The sequence below is a fragment of the Pseudoalteromonas sp. SR44-5 genome, from assembly GCF_014163675.1.
Lineage (GTDB): Bacteria > Pseudomonadota > Gammaproteobacteria > Enterobacterales > Alteromonadaceae > Pseudoalteromonas > Pseudoalteromonas rhizosphaerae.
In genome coordinates, this window is record NZ_JACJDT010000055.1 from 17,402 (window position 1) to 31,516 (window position 14,115).

Sequence of the window (14,115 nt, forward strand, 5' to 3'; positions counted from 1 at the left end):
GGTTTTTGTCTGACAGATTAAGCGCTTTATAACGAATACACTGCCGCTATGGATTAATAAAAGCGGTGCAATATGAAGGCGAACTACGGACCAGAGATACGCAAAAAAGCACAAGACTTGTATGTTGTTGAAGGCTATACGGTGGATGAAATAGCCGAGCTTAACGATATGCCAAGTGCGCGTAGCGTTCGCCGCTGGGCTGAAGCTGGTAAGTGGGAAGATATGTGCCCAAGCTATAATGCCGAAATGGCGTATAGCAAACGCATAAATGTACTGGCCGATAAAGACAATAAAACCGATGCCGACTATAAAGAGTTAGATTTTTGCACCCGCCAATTATGTGCACTTAATAAAAGCAAACTGGCACCCGCCCCTAAACAACGCGCATGTAATGACGATGCGACTAGCAATAATAACGGCGGCAGTCATAACAGTAATGATAAAAAATCGAAGAAGAAAAAGAAGAACGATTGCTCAGGCATTACCATTGAAATGCTCAATGCGCTTAAAGAAAAACTACTTTACCCGCACCAAAAACATTGGTTTGATAACCAAGACCACCGCGCCCGCTTTATATTAAAGCCTCGCCAAATTGGCGCTACATTCTACTTTGCATTTGAGGCGTTTTACGATGCCGTAGTAAATGGCCGCAATAAAATATTTATATCGGCTAGCCGCGATCAAGCCGAAGTATTTAAAGCCAATATTGTAGCCCTGTGCCGTGAGCATTTTAATATTGAATTAACCGGCTCGCCGATGGTGCTTAATTTAGCCGGCGGAAAAACGGTTAAGCTGATATTTAAGTCAACCAATGCACGTACTGCGCAATCCGAATCCGGCGACTTATATATAGATGAAGTGTTTTGGATACCTAAATACAAAACGTTACGTGGCCTTGCACAAGCCATGGCCACGCATAAGCATTTACGTATTACCTACTTTAGTACGCCAAGTGTTACCAGCCACGAAGCGTATGATCATTGGAATGGTAAATGGTACCGCAAAACCAAAGCCTGTAACGACCCTGAATTTGCCATTGATGTTAGCCATAAAAATTTAAAGCATGGCCTACTGTGTGACGATGGTATTTGGCGGCAAATGCTCACTGTGCACGATGTGGTGAACTCTGGCTTTGACCGCATTGATATTAGTGTACTTGAAAACGAATACTCGCTAGATGAGTTTAATAACTTGTTTATGTGTAAGTTTATTGATGATGCACACAGCGCGTTTAACTTAAAACAATTAATGAACTGTGTAGGCGATTCAACCAAGTGGACCGACTTTGATTTAGAGTATGAGCGCCCTTATGGTTTAAAACCTGTCGTTATTGGGTTTGACCCTGCCCGCTTTGGCGACAAAGCCAGTGTTGCCGTGCTCAGTGCCCCGATGAAACCCGGCGAAAAATTCCGCCTGCTTGAAGCAATCGATTTAAGCGGTAATGACTTTGAAGCCATGGCCGCTGAAATAAAGCTCCTCACCGAAAAATACAACGTGGTACATATTGGCGTAGATACCACAGGCATTGGTTACGGGGTGTGGGAGCTTATCACTAAGTTTTACCCTAACGCAGAGCCTATCCATTACAACCCAATTATTAAAAACCGCATGGTGATCAAGGCAATCAACGTTATTCAAAACCGCCGTCTTGAGTTTGACCAGGACGCGGTAAATATTGCCAGCTCGTTTATTAATATTCGCCGCAAAGTGGTGGGCGACCAAATTACCTATGCCACAAACCGCACCGCCACCACAGGCCATGCCGATATTGCATGGGCAATTATGCACGCCATGTTATTTGAACCACTCGACGGCAACGCCCTTAACCGTCAAACCTCTGTAGGAATTGCAGCTTAATGACCAAACCACGATTACAAGTAAGTAACGGCCAAGCGCCTAACTACAATCAACGAACAGCAATGACCGATTCATTTAGCTTTGGTGATCCCGAGCCATGTTTAGACAACCGGCTAACCGATTACGTTGGGGTATTTAGCGACAGCAACGGCATTTATGCACCGCCCATTAGTTTGCACGGCTTAGTTAAATTGCTGCGAGTTAATGCCCAGCATGGGCCCATACTCTACTTTAAGCGCAACATGATCTTAAAGTGGTATAAGCCTAACCCACTATTAAGCCACCAAGCCCTTAGCAAGTTTGCGTTTGATTTACTGTGGAGCGGTAACGCGTATTTACAGATTATTAAAAACGCCTTTGGCCAAGTCATTAAACTGCGCCATTTACCCGCCCTCACTATGCGTTATACAGATAAACGCGGTGTGTATGCGCAATTAAGTAATCAAAGCCATGAGCCTATTTATTTTAATGCCGGTGAAGTTATCCACGTAAAAGAGTATGACCCAGCTCAAGGTATTTACGGCATACCGCAATATTACGGTGGTATTCAATCCGCGTTACTCAATGAAGATGCCACGCTATTTCGCCGTCGCTACTACAAGAACGGCGCACACATGGGCTTTATATTTTCAATGGCCGACCCGTTCATGAGCCTAGAAGATGAAAACGCACTTAAAAAAGCTATTCAAGACAGTAAAGGCGTGGGCAACTTTAGAAGTTTGTTTTTAAACTTTAGGGGGCAAAAAGCCGATGCTGAAAAGTCGTTAAAAATAACCCCAGTGGGTGACATATCAACTAAAGACGAATTTGAGCGCATTAAAAAAATTACCCTTAACGACATGCTCAGTATGCACCGTGCACAAGAAGCACTTAGCGGTCAATCATCTGGCGACAGCCCCGGCTTTGGTGATTTAGACAAAATCACCCGCGCCTATTACAACAACGAAGTTGTGCCCCTGCAGCAAGATGTATTAGGGATCAACAACTATTTGCCTACTGCACAGCACATTGATTTTAAAGAGCCTGAATATTCAGACCTAAACCCAACACCTAAGGAAAGCGCATGAGCTGGATTGATGTTATCGAATTTATAAAACAATGGGGGCGATTACTTATGTTGAGTTTTTTAGCAGCCGCAATCCAAATGTATTTGAGCAAACGGCAGTTTACGTTTTTTCATTATTTTATGAGTGTGCTGATTGCGATATTTGCAGCCTACCTATCAGCCATGTTTTGTGAGTGGCGCGGCTTTGATGAAAACCTAAAAACAGGCGTGATTGGGGTAACAGCCTACGCGGCCCCGCATTTACTTGAAGGGTTCGACAAGCTAATTAAAGCCTTTAGCAAAGACCCAAAAGCATTTATTAAATTGATCAGGGGGATAAAATAATGGGATGGCTTAAAACACTGGTTTCATTTATCACAGACCCAATAGCCGATTTAACCGGCGGCTATGTTGAGCGAAAACGCATTGCGGCAGAAATGGCCGCTGATGTAGCACGGGCAGAAAACAACTTTAAAATTGCCCAGTTTGAAGCCAAAGCAAGGCGCTGCATGCAAGCCGAACAAAACGACGCGGACTATGACTTGCTTGTGCTGAAGAACCGCGACAAAACAATGATGGATGAAGTGATCATTCTATTCTTTTTGGGTTTGTTTGTGTGTCACTTTATCCCCGCCATGCAGCCGTATATGCAAAAAGGCTGGCAAGCAATGGGCTATAACGGCGCGCCCTGGTACTTTGAATTTGTGATAGTGGGTATTGCCGTTTCAACGCTTGGGTTAATGCGATTGTTTAGAGCGTTTTGGGGTGGTCGGGAAAGGAAGAAAAGCGCTAGTTAAGAGCTAGCGCTTGTACCAGATTACTTATTATAGTTTTATTACTTGGTCGTATTATTTATTATCCTACCATGTTGGTTTCTTAAAACAGTTAACCAGGGTTCTGGCTTTTCTGTTTGACTAAAAACTATATCCTTAATCGCTGAAGATTCTAACCACAATAAAGTACCACCACTAGACTTAACTTGAACCAATTCATGACCTTTATAGTAGGCTTTATCTAAAAAGCCAAAAACAATATTTCCTTCTCTTAGGGATAAACAATATGTATCAAGTCCCCTTATTTCAGGCTTATTATTGCTATATTGTTCATCGATAAATTCTTCCCAATATTTTTTTTCAGGGCATGCTGAAACACCAAATTTAAAAGAAATATACTTAGGATCCTCTTTTAATTCAGTAAAGCATTTATTTTTATCATCTTCTTTCTTATAAGCATTACATATCATTTCAGCGATGGAATCGTTAGCCAAACCTGAAAATGATATAAAATAAACCATAACCATTATTATAAATTTCACTAGGTTTTCCTTACGTTTGTAAAATTCGCTAGATAGGTCTTCTTAATGTTTTAGTAAACTTCTTTTTCCATTAAACATACTTAGCAAATTTGTTTACATTATGCCATTGATTGTTGAAATTCTATGTTGTAGGAAAGATAAATTAGTGTCCACTACCGTCTAATTAGCTTACTTTGCCATTCATTAACTCTTTCAATACATTCTTCTATCCTAGAGGTTACGTTTTCGTTTCTATTAGCTAATGGGGTTATTGCTTCCCCATAAATTTCAGACATATAACAATGCTCATTTTCAGTACTGCGTTTACTGGTACCGATATGATCAATCTCTAATTCAAGCCTGTTAATTATTCTGTTGGTATGCTTTTCTAAATCATCGTCTGAATAATCAAGGCTGGTTAGTAACGAATTTAACTCAACAAATAAAGCATCAACTCTTTCTTTTATTAATTCTAATTTCATATCCTGCCTTTTTGAGTACCATTCAATTTCTAATGCGTTTTCAAATTTACCGGCAACAACTTCAAGACGCTTAAGTGCCCTTGTAAAATTTGGTCCTTGCACACCATTAAGCGTTGCTGCATTGGTCTTGCTGATACCACGAACTAAGTAATCACTGAGTGCTGCTTTTATATCTTCACTGGTACTTTTACCAAACGATAAAAGTGCATCTAATCGCTCTTGGCTTTGTGAGCCTTTATGTAAATACTTCACAATTTATTTATCACTTAACTGATAATAAATTAATGATATTTCAATATTAGGTAAATCACCAGCTATTTGATCTTTTTGTTGTCACTTTATTGCCAAACATTGTCACTTTTTGACAATGCGATCTTTTTAAAATTACTTACAGATCCTTTTACTGGGCTGGCTGGCGATTAATGATGTGTCACAGTGGTTGTCAATTTGACGCGTTTTTTGCACGAAAGCGGAAGGCGAGGAGGAGTGAATTTTTCAGCTTTTTGGTTCTTGGCAGCTAGCCTTACGAGTCAACTAAATATAATGCTTTGTGCTTTAGAGCGGGACTGACTCGCTGATTAAGTTAATGATGGAGGAAGTAGTAAGGAATACTGAGGTTGATAGTAAAGCCTACAGTCAATTTAAACTATTTATAGGCATTTATTGTTCAATTCTACTATATGTTGCGTCTGAATTTATATGTGGCTTGTAGTCATAATGATATGTAATTATTTCACGCGCCACAGCAGGAAACTCTATAGCTTCATCTTTCTTTCCCATAAAACAAATTGCTGCTACTTTGCAGATATCTTCCTGTTGTCTTTGGATGTACACATCTGGTGGTTCAGAAATATTGCATTCACCTTCATCAGCCCAATCACCCTCAAGGCTTATTTTTTTTACATACACGTCAAAGCCCTTTTTCAAACCAAGAGCCTCACGAACTTTTAGTAAGCATATACCTTCCACTATCAGATATTTCGATTTTTCATTAATAGCTTGACTAAGGCTATCTAACTTTAAACTGCCAAAGTAAGAACCCTGACTCGGGACCAAGTAATCATCAACATGAATAACATTGTACTTTAATTTTTTTGCTAGCTCTGTTGCCAAATAACTCTTTCCTGAGCCATCCTTTCCATCAATCCAAATTATTGTAACTGCCGATAAATACCTAATATGCTTAATTAGATCTTCCATGCCTTACTCACTCATAAATATTGCTGCATAATGCTCCCTGCCACTAACTACCTTAGACACACTTAAAGTGAAGGGCCTGACTTACTATTTAATAATTTTCTTCTTCTAAATCAAGATTAATATTAATGTGTTTTGACTTATCAGGGTTAAACAAACCATCAGCAATATATTCATAATAGTCTGGCTGCCAATGGATTTGACCAGTTTTAACTCTTTCACCCCATTCATCCCATTTTTTCTTATTATCTGATGCATCATAAGCTTCACTAAAACTAATACCGTGAATTTCTTTAAATCGCTTGTTAAATTCGATGTTCAATAATCGCTCTTTATCTTCTTCGAGTTTTCTAATTTTTGCATCTTTTGCACCCGATTCTTTAACTGCTATGTAAACAATTAAAACTATAAACCCACAAACTACGGTTTCAACAATTCCACCCATCATTAGTCCTTTAAATTTATTTAACTTATGCGCAAATTTTACAGCAGCTTTATAATTTGTCACAAACTAAATGACTGTATATAATTACAGTGTACTTTTAACGATTGGTGAAATTATGGCGCGGGTTACTTGTCCAAATTGTGAAGCTAAAGCAATAATTACGTCTCGTGAAAAGCAAAGCGCGCATGTGGTTAATTTATATTGTTCGTGTACTAACACTAAAGAGTGCGGGGCTACGTTCCGTATTACCCAGTCGTTTGATCACTTCTTAAATCCACCATGTAAAACCACCGCGCAAATAGCTGCAGCGCTGATTAAAAATTTACCTAGAGAACAACAATTAGAGTTAGTTGGCATTTGACATCAGTTTTCTAATTACCAACTAAAACTAAATATAAGACCTGAAAAACTAAAAATAACACTTTACAATCAACATCTTAAAAATAAATCCAGTTTGCACACTGCCAATTTAAAGAGTAAAGTAGTTCTTAGAAATGAAAAAGCCCAAGCGAGGCTTGGGCCATTTCTACAGGAAAGACTATTAATAAGCCCAGTGCCTGAATTGTCGAAAGTACAGGTTAACACTGGCTTTATTTAACGGTCAATATTTTAAATATATTGAGGTTTTATATGCAAACAAATTTAGATTTTACAAAGACAATTTTAGAAGCTATCAAAAAGAACGATGATCCATTTTTTGATTTAGCAACACTACGGACTGTAGTTTGTAAGGATAGTAACGATATTCAGCAACTAGTGTTTCAGATACAAATTTTTTTTGACGAAGGAATTATTTCAAGGTTTGACGGGAGAAAGGTAAGTTCTCACTCTGATATTGGTATTGCGTATAATGGACTAGAACCAACACCTGATTTTACTGGGATTCGCTTGCGGTTGACAAGTAAAGGCCAGGATTACTCTAATGCTCTTCAAAACAGTGATATTTTTTCACAGCTAAAAGAGCGTATGAAAGACGCACCAATTAACACAATTTGTAATATGGGACCAAAATTATTAGAAAGTTTCGCTAAAAAAAAGTTTGAGGAACTTATTATGTAGCAATTTATTAAAAACCTACCGCGCGAAGAGCAATTAGAATTAATTGGACTTTAACTTAAAAAGCGACAGGTATAAAAAAGGCCGACATCCCATGTCAGCCTTTTTTAAGGATTTGAAGTTTTTAACTATAAAATAGTCACTTTTAAAGTTAGTCCCTTTTGTAGTTTTGCAAATAAATACTTTTTGTGATTTACACATCATTAAACTCGCCTTATAAAACTACAGCACCATTAGCCGTATCACTTATTAAAAACCTACCATGTGGACAATAATTAGAGTTAATTGGATTATAAAAAGTATTTTTAAATTAATACTTTTTCTTTACCTAACAGGGGTTTTTATAAAAAAGCTTAAGCAATGGTTAAAAAATACACTGCAATTGCTGATTAAAAAAGCAACTGCATTTTATTTTTAAAATGCGTAAATTTAGCATATCGTAAGTTGATTTTTACAAATTTCAACTTAACCTAATGATCAAAGGTTAACGGCTACTAACACAACCGTGTTATCCCATCTTTATCCACAATTAGGGGCGTTTTTGCCCCTTGCAAATGATTGCGTACCACACTATCTTGTTACGGAACTTGAAAAATTATACTACATATAGTGTGTGCTTTCAGGGGAGGGACTAACACCATACGCCAATATGGTGTTAGTAAAGTCACTTGCTAAGATTTCAGCTAAGCGCTTAGGTTTGCAAAAAGAGCGTAACTTATTCTGGAATCTTGAGCAAGCCACATCTAAAAATTGGAGGATAATAAATTGAAAATCAATTTATCCTTAGAGATTTCAGAACGTGCAATTATTAACGTTATACATTTAATAATTGCAATCAGTTCATTGTTAGCAATGTAATTACTAAGGGCTAAATTTATTTAGCCCTTTATGTTTTCCTTACCTTTATATGATCTTTTCTCTGGAAATGGTGGCTTTTCTTTTGGTTTAATAACTGAGTGATACATCCAGTTACGACGTTTAACGGTTGGTTTCATAGTTCACCATAATTCACTTAATTCTTTTTCTAACTGCTTTTTCGCTAAGCGCTCTTCTAATAGCTCGCGGGTTGATTTATTGCGCTGCTGATATTGCGGCCGTGGCTCTTGGTTTTCATGATGTGATATTTTTACCGGTTCGCTTACTGGTTTGGGTGACACAATGCGCGCTTTTTTTTTAGTGCGTGGTTTAGTTTCACCAGTGCGGGCTTTGTAGGCTTTGCGATCACACCCACAGCCTTGAACAAGTCCTAGGTTATCTTTTCGCACTACGCGAGTAGTTCCGCATACGCATTTACACATAAAATGCTGCACTCCCCTGTTTCGGCGGTCTTCGTTTAATACTGTCCAATTGTTGAAAACTTCACCCGCTTTTACTTTACCTGTGGCCATAGCTATTCTCCTGATGTTTTGGTTCCGCTCTATTGATGACCGTAAATACGTCGGCGTTAGGTTCTTGCTGATAGCCGGTGCAAATTTCGGTAGCAAAAACGCTGTTATTGGTTTTACCGCACTGACCGTATTGGGTTTTAGGCTTTGCCTTATCGAATTTTGTAATAAATGGGCTGAGATGATCCTCTGCATACCCTTTTGGGTAAAACGCCTGGCAACTAATACATGCCTTTGGCATATCTACTTTTGAAATTTGAATAGTCATTATTTCTCCTACGCCATCATATCCAGTGCCCACCAATCGTTATCGCTGATTGCTGATGCACTGCCTTGTTTAACTAAAGTTGCTAAGTCCCAATCGCCAATGGTGATAAGGCCTCTATTATTTCGTGTTGGAATGAGTGTTGTGCGCCCGTCTATCTCTGCATGCTTATAAACTTGTGCTATAAATTCGCGGGCTTCGGTCCAATCTTCATCGGTGACTAACCAACGGCCATCTTTTAGGCTGTTAGTTTTGGCTGTTGCCTCGATCGCTAAACGTTTTTCATGCTTAAGTTGCGCTGCGTCGTCTAATACTTGTAATTGGCCGTCTCTAATTTGGTAAATTTGGCCGTTTGTTGCGATCCTTTTCCCGCTATTTAGATCCTTTATTAGATCATCAAGGTCTTTTTTTGACGAACCCACCATATCGAGTAACAACTCGGCGCTAGAGCCCACGGCTATAGGCGTACAGTTATTACCACTAGACCAAGATAGGTCGGCTGCGCCGACGTTGGTGCTAGCCTTAGCTGCAATTTTCTCTGCTGTGCCTTTGAGTTGTCTTGTCCATTCGATAAGGCGCGTTTTTAAGCTGGTTGCATCCGTTACGTTATGCACGTTGTTAAACAAACGTGTAAGTACGGCTTTGTAATCAATGTTGGTCACAACACCTTTAATGCGACGCACTACTTCGGCGTAGTCGTTGCCCATTGGGGTATCTTCGTACATTGATTTGAAATTAGCGGCGCGGCCAATACACATGCCGCCCTGTAGTTTTACGTAGTCTTTCCAGTTGGCAGTATCGGCAGCATGGCGAATAGGCTCTATGATTTCGTCTTTTACAGCGGTGCGCATGCGGCGCAATTCGCGGTAAACGGTAACGCTTGGTGAGCCCTGAAACTGAAACTGGCGAATGTTCCATGTACTTGCCCACGCTAAAACGGGGTTCGCTTGCTCTTGCAGATTTTCGCCTGTTTCAGCGTCTACGTGATCGGTAAGCATATAACCATCAATATTTTTACTGATGTATTTAGCAATGTAGGCCGCTGCACTGCCCTTGCTTTTATCGAGCTTTACAGCGTCAAAGCGTGGGCTAAAAGTACGGTAAAATTTGGTAGGCGCTTTATGGTTTTTCGCCTTAAACTTTTTAGGTTCTCTGTTCTCTGCTTTGGCTTTTTCGGCTTCTTCTTTATTGCGCTTTATGGCTACTTCGTTTGCCTTCTTTTTAGCAAAGCCCCACTCGCTGCGCTTTTTTTTATAGATTTTAAATAAATTGGTTTTCTCTGTATGAGCACGATATTTAACACAGGCTTCTACTGTTTTTATGTGTGTGCCGTGGGTGTTTATATCTACAAATTTGTTGAATACTTTGGCGCGGGTAAGCTCTGGGCCATATCGATCGTAAAGCTCGCTTTTGTCTTCTTGGATAAAGTACCAACGTAAAATAGCGTTTATTTCTTGAAGCTTGTTTTTTGGCATGAATAACATCATGTGCCAATGCGGACAACCGTCGGCATGCGGCTCAACTACGCGCACACCAAAGTATTTAAGGCCACGGCGATTAAGCTTAGAACGGGCGCGCGCCCATGTTGTAGTTAAGTAGTTTTGTGCATCTTTAGGGGTTGAGCCGTCCCACGTACTTGCATTGGCATGAAAACGTGCCGGGCACGTAATGGTGTAAAACATAGCAACATAGCCCATTTCGTCGGCTAGTTCTTCGGTTTCACGAATGCGCAACATTAACTCGTTACGGCGGTTAGCTGGATTTGCCATGCCGCTTTTTACGGCTTCGATTAGGTCAATTACATCGCCGTCACTGCTTTGTAATTCCATCATTTCTAAGAACTGACGGCCGCTGGCTTGAGCAAAGCTAAACTCACGCTGTGCTTGTTTTGATGAATACGGACTAATACCACGGCGTTTTAGCTTTTTGCTTTTTTTGTCGTGGTAAAGGTCTTTACCCACTTGTCCGGTGGCAATTTCAAGCAGCTCTAAAAACTGTTTGCGCAGGGTTTTTAATTGTCGTGCCCACCACTTGTCGCAGTGCATTTTAAGCAAGGCAATTTCAAAGCACGCTGGCGGTAGGTCGTCTTCACGCATGTTATAAAACGGCACATTCACACCAAACGATTTTGCATGTTCGGCTACTGCTTCATACGTTAGGCGAACTATTTTTTCATAACTTAGGCGTTGGTGTTCTTCGCTTACATCAAGGGCGATTTGCACACATTCCATGGCAAGCGTGCCTGCGTGTTTTTTGGTTTTTTCAATACTGCTTAAAATATGCCATGGTAATGGCATATTTTGAGTAATACTAAACAGCACGCCAAAGCGTGGTTTTAACCTAGCAATAGTGCGGCGCAGCCATGTATTTGCACGGAACTGGCTACCTGCCTTTTTTTGGTTATAACGATCAATGTACTTACGGGCCATGCGACTTTGCAAAGGTACAGGAACGCTTTGTAAACCACGCGCTAAAAAGTTGTGGTCGTCAATATCGCTAATAGACGAAATTAAGCCCTTAGCTATACCAGATAGTCTAAGGGCATCAAGATCGAGCGGTCTAGGGTTAGCCATTACAAGTTAAGGCTCTTCATCAGATCGCTTGCAAGGTTTGCTTTTAACTTAACAATGTCTGTTGCGTGTACCGCATTAAATCCAAGTTCATCAAGATTGTTAAAAACTACTTTTGATATAGTACTTAGCTCCATTGTGGAACTTGAATACCAATATCGGCCAGTAATGTGATCACTATTGCCAATGTAATCTAAAAGCAGTTGATGCAATATTCCTGCGTCACTAAAATCATTGCCTGTGCTCCAAATAATACGAGCGCTCATAGGCTCAATTTGGCACAGCCATTCAGCAAACGAACCTAATGCAAAATCAATATCAGTGCCTAAGCCTTCATCATCAGGATAATTGGTTCGTAAGTAATGCCCCCACTGTGAGTTAAACGCCGCTGTCGCAGTGCTTAACCTATCCTGCTTTTCTGGCGATATAACCTCGTGAAACTCAGCGCCAATTACACCTGTTTTTGGGTCAAAAAATACCGCCGCAATTTCAACGACCATTGCGCTTGAGCGATTATCTAAACGGGTTAAATGCACCATTACATTATTCATATGCTGCACCGCCGTCTAAGTCGATTAACTCAGGTTCGCCGTGAACTTGGGCGGCATCTAATGCCATCGCCATTTGGTCGTACACTGGCGCGAATTCAATATGCTCGTCTGCAATTAACTTAATCACAGGCATAAAGTCTGTGAGGCAGTTTTCGCATTCCATTAGCATGACAACTGTTGGACGTTTGGCTAAATTACGAATCGTAAAATTAGCTTGGTCTACAGCATGTAAAACGATATTGCGTAGTAATTGCTGATTTTTAGATAGATCTTGGTCTTTGATAGTGTTCATTTTTCAGTAGTCCTTGGGGGTTAAATTAGTGTGTGTTTTTTAACAGATGCGCTGTTTTGGGTGTAGTTTCATTACTTCACTACTCCAAGCGCTGAGAATATTTTGCGAAATTCGTCGGTTCTATTACCTAGGTAAGTAATGAAACAGCCTTTTGGGGCGCCTTTTTTAATGTTGCCTAGTGGGTCGTTAAAGTGTGTACGGCCATCAATAAAACAGCTTAAACCTGCATTTAATAACTTTTGACACCATGCCTCTGAGCTATTAACAAAGGTGATGTTCATTGCTTCTTTAAAGTTACCTTGTGCATACTGATCTAAGTAGTAGTCAATCCAATCGCCGTTGCTGGCTATGTTTTCAGTAATGCAGTGGCCGCGATACTTATGATAGCTCGGGTCGTTACATGTTTTTTTAACGCACTTTGGTTTACAAGCCAGCTCACCTTTATTGAATGGGTGATTTAACCAAACAGTATTAGCTATCCAATTTCGTGTTAATGCATCGTCTTCTTTCGTTAAGTAACACGTTGCTTTTACTGACTTGTTAGCCACTGCACAACTTGCAGGGTCTAAATCAATAACCGGAAACATTTGGTGCACATACTTCAAAACTTTAGCGGGCGTGTAAAACTCAACATTGCCACTGTCTTGATTGATTAACTGATCGGGAGTCATGGCTAATCCTTAATGTGTTTGTGAATCAGTTTTTGACTGTTCAACTAAATGCGGAACAACATCAAACTTGGGCTGGGTTCTTTCAAACTTTTCGGGCATTAATACATTGGCATCGTCAAACGCCGCTACAATACTTTGCAAGGCTAAAAGTGCTTTGTGTACCGCGTTACGCTCTTGGATATTAAATTTATAAAAGCTCATTTCTACATGGCGCTGTTTAAGTCCAGCAGCAAAACAAACTATTTTGCGTTGTTGAACGGTTAAAACTGCATTAAACACATAACCTGGTGTGCGCTTTGTATCGCTCATAAGTGCTTTTATTTCAGCTAGGCCTCTTGGTATGTGACGCCCTTCTACCGCTTTTAATGAAGCGGGTTGTGCGACATTGTTTAGCTCAACGAGTACTTGTGCCATGATTATTCTCCTAGTTATTTACTTGCTGTTGATACTTCGTTCTAAACGCTATTAGCTCGTTAATGCGGTAGTAATTGCTTTTGCCGAACTGCACTGGCTTTGGAAAGTTGTCTAGCTTATTAAGCTTCCAAAACTTGGCATGGGCACAACCCATAACTTCCATTGCCTCACGGGTGTTTACTAGGCGGTCTTTTTGCTCTTCAAGCTCAGCGCGTAGCTGGTTGTTTTCTTGCAGTAGCGCAAACAACACTGCTTTTGCGTCTGGGTGAATATCTAATAAGATGATTTGTTGTTCAGTGCTCATGCTGCATCTTCCTTGTTGCTTTTTTGATGATCGGCCAGTAAATCGTTTACAGATATCTCGCCGTTAGTTAATTCTGAAATACGCGGTATGTACTTCGCTGGGGCTTGGCCGTGACGGCTAACCCAGTGATGTACAACTGATTGCTTAGTACCTAGGACTGTAGCGAGCTTGGTTTGCCCACCAATTATTTTTACTGCTTTATCTATGGCTGACATTTTAATCTCCAATAGCTGCTAACCACTTTTTTCTATAATACGATCTCTTTTATTGGTTTGTAAACCACTTTT

At 40.1% G+C, this 14,115-nt stretch carries 19 protein-coding genes; 6 read left to right on the plus strand and 13 right to left on the minus strand.

The genetic code is table 11. From position 1 onward, the window contains the following. Positions 1-72: 72 nt before the first annotated feature. From H5154_RS20265 to H5154_RS20280, 4 genes are read left to right on the plus strand one after another with little or no spacing between them, the layout of a single operon-like run. Entirely contained in the window at positions 73-1,857 is a 1,785-nt protein-coding gene (locus tag H5154_RS20265) for a terminase large subunit domain-containing protein (RefSeq protein WP_182719429.1), read from the plus strand. Next, positions 1,857-2,924 (plus strand): phage portal protein, encoded by a 1,068-nt coding sequence (locus tag H5154_RS20270; RefSeq protein WP_182719430.1) that lies wholly within the window; start codon positions 1,857-1,859, stop codon positions 2,922-2,924. Before H5154_RS20265 ends, H5154_RS20270 begins: the two co-directional genes overlap by 1 nt. After that, positions 2,921-3,247, plus strand: coding sequence for a phage holin family protein (locus H5154_RS20275; RefSeq protein ID WP_064435750.1), 327 nt, complete (start codon positions 2,921-2,923; stop codon positions 3,245-3,247). Before H5154_RS20270 ends, H5154_RS20275 begins: the two co-directional genes overlap by 4 nt. Continuing rightward, a complete protein-coding gene (locus tag H5154_RS20280) occupies positions 3,247-3,699 on the plus strand; it encodes a hypothetical protein (protein ID WP_182719431.1) in 453 nt (150 codons plus the stop codon). Before H5154_RS20275 ends, H5154_RS20280 begins: the two co-directional genes overlap by 1 nt. Positions 3,700-3,737: 38 nt before the next feature. On the opposite strand, the gene H5154_RS20285 is transcribed toward H5154_RS20280, so the two are convergent. The 4 genes from H5154_RS20285 to H5154_RS20300 all read right to left on the minus strand — a co-directional run bounded on the left by H5154_RS20285 (position 3,738) and on the right by H5154_RS20300 (position 6,383). Further along, positions 3,738-4,217 (minus strand): hypothetical protein, encoded by a 480-nt coding sequence (locus H5154_RS20285; protein WP_182719432.1) that lies wholly within the window; start codon positions 4,215-4,217, stop codon positions 3,738-3,740. A 152-nt stretch (positions 4,218-4,369) separates the two neighbouring features. Then, a complete protein-coding gene (locus tag H5154_RS23825) occupies positions 4,370-4,930 on the minus strand; it encodes a hypothetical protein (RefSeq protein ID WP_259398567.1) in 561 nt (186 codons plus the stop codon). A 408-nt stretch (positions 4,931-5,338) separates the two neighbouring features. Then, positions 5,339-5,878, minus strand: a complete 540-nt coding sequence (locus H5154_RS20295; protein WP_182719433.1) for a hypothetical protein — start codon at positions 5,876-5,878, stop codon at positions 5,339-5,341. Between the two features lie 88 nt (positions 5,879-5,966). After that, positions 5,967-6,383 (minus strand): hypothetical protein, encoded by a 417-nt coding sequence (locus tag H5154_RS20300; protein WP_182719434.1) that lies wholly within the window; start codon positions 6,381-6,383, stop codon positions 5,967-5,969. Positions 6,384-6,435: 52 nt separating this feature from the next. On the opposite strand from H5154_RS20300, the gene H5154_RS20305 reads away from it, so the two are divergent. Then, positions 6,436-6,681, plus strand: coding sequence for an ogr/Delta-like zinc finger family protein (locus H5154_RS20305; RefSeq protein ID WP_182719445.1), 246 nt, complete (start codon positions 6,436-6,438; stop codon positions 6,679-6,681). Between the two features lie 269 nt (positions 6,682-6,950). Continuing rightward, a complete protein-coding gene (locus H5154_RS20310) occupies positions 6,951-7,379 on the plus strand; it encodes a hypothetical protein (protein ID WP_182719435.1) in 429 nt (142 codons plus the stop codon). Between the two features lie 995 nt (positions 7,380-8,374). On the opposite strand, the gene H5154_RS20315 is transcribed toward H5154_RS20310, so the two are convergent. The 9 genes from H5154_RS20315 to H5154_RS20355 all read right to left on the minus strand — a co-directional run bounded on the left by H5154_RS20315 (position 8,375) and on the right by H5154_RS20355 (position 14,043). Continuing rightward, positions 8,375-8,764 carry a hypothetical protein gene (locus tag H5154_RS20315; RefSeq protein WP_182719436.1) on the minus strand — a complete coding sequence of 130 codons (390 nt, stop codon included), beginning with the start codon at positions 8,762-8,764 and terminating at the stop codon, positions 8,375-8,377. Then, entirely contained in the window at positions 8,751-9,029 is a 279-nt protein-coding gene (locus H5154_RS20320) for a hypothetical protein (protein WP_182719437.1), read from the minus strand. The genes H5154_RS20315 and H5154_RS20320 overlap by 14 nt, the downstream gene beginning before the upstream one ends. Before the next feature lie 8 nt (positions 9,030-9,037). Beyond that, positions 9,038-11,599 carry a replication endonuclease gene (locus H5154_RS20325; protein WP_182719438.1) on the minus strand — a complete coding sequence of 854 codons (2,562 nt, stop codon included), beginning with the start codon at positions 11,597-11,599 and terminating at the stop codon, positions 9,038-9,040. Continuing rightward, on the minus strand, positions 11,599-12,147 hold the full coding sequence (locus H5154_RS20330; protein WP_182719439.1) for a 3'-5' exoribonuclease domain-containing protein: 549 nt from the start codon (positions 12,145-12,147) through the stop codon (positions 11,599-11,601). The genes H5154_RS20325 and H5154_RS20330 overlap by 1 nt, the downstream gene beginning before the upstream one ends. Next, positions 12,140-12,439: a hypothetical protein gene (locus tag H5154_RS20335; RefSeq protein WP_182719440.1), complete on the minus strand. Its 300-nt coding sequence runs from the start codon at positions 12,437-12,439 to the stop codon at positions 12,140-12,142. The genes H5154_RS20330 and H5154_RS20335 overlap by 8 nt, the downstream gene beginning before the upstream one ends. Positions 12,440-12,510: 71 nt before the next feature. After that, on the minus strand, positions 12,511-13,110 hold the full coding sequence (locus tag H5154_RS20340) for a DNA N-6-adenine-methyltransferase (protein WP_182719441.1): 600 nt from the start codon (positions 13,108-13,110) through the stop codon (positions 12,511-12,513). 9 nt (positions 13,111-13,119) lie between these two features. Then, positions 13,120-13,524: a hypothetical protein gene (locus tag H5154_RS20345; protein ID WP_182719442.1), complete on the minus strand. Its 405-nt coding sequence runs from the start codon at positions 13,522-13,524 to the stop codon at positions 13,120-13,122. 10 nt (positions 13,525-13,534) lie between these two features. Beyond that, positions 13,535-13,828, minus strand: a complete 294-nt coding sequence (locus H5154_RS20350; RefSeq protein WP_182719443.1) for an AlpA family transcriptional regulator — start codon at positions 13,826-13,828, stop codon at positions 13,535-13,537. Next, positions 13,825-14,043 carry a YdaS family helix-turn-helix protein gene (locus H5154_RS20355; RefSeq protein WP_182719444.1) on the minus strand — a complete coding sequence of 73 codons (219 nt, stop codon included), beginning with the start codon at positions 14,041-14,043 and terminating at the stop codon, positions 13,825-13,827. The genes H5154_RS20350 and H5154_RS20355 overlap by 4 nt, the downstream gene beginning before the upstream one ends. Positions 14,044-14,115: the final 72 nt, after the last annotated feature.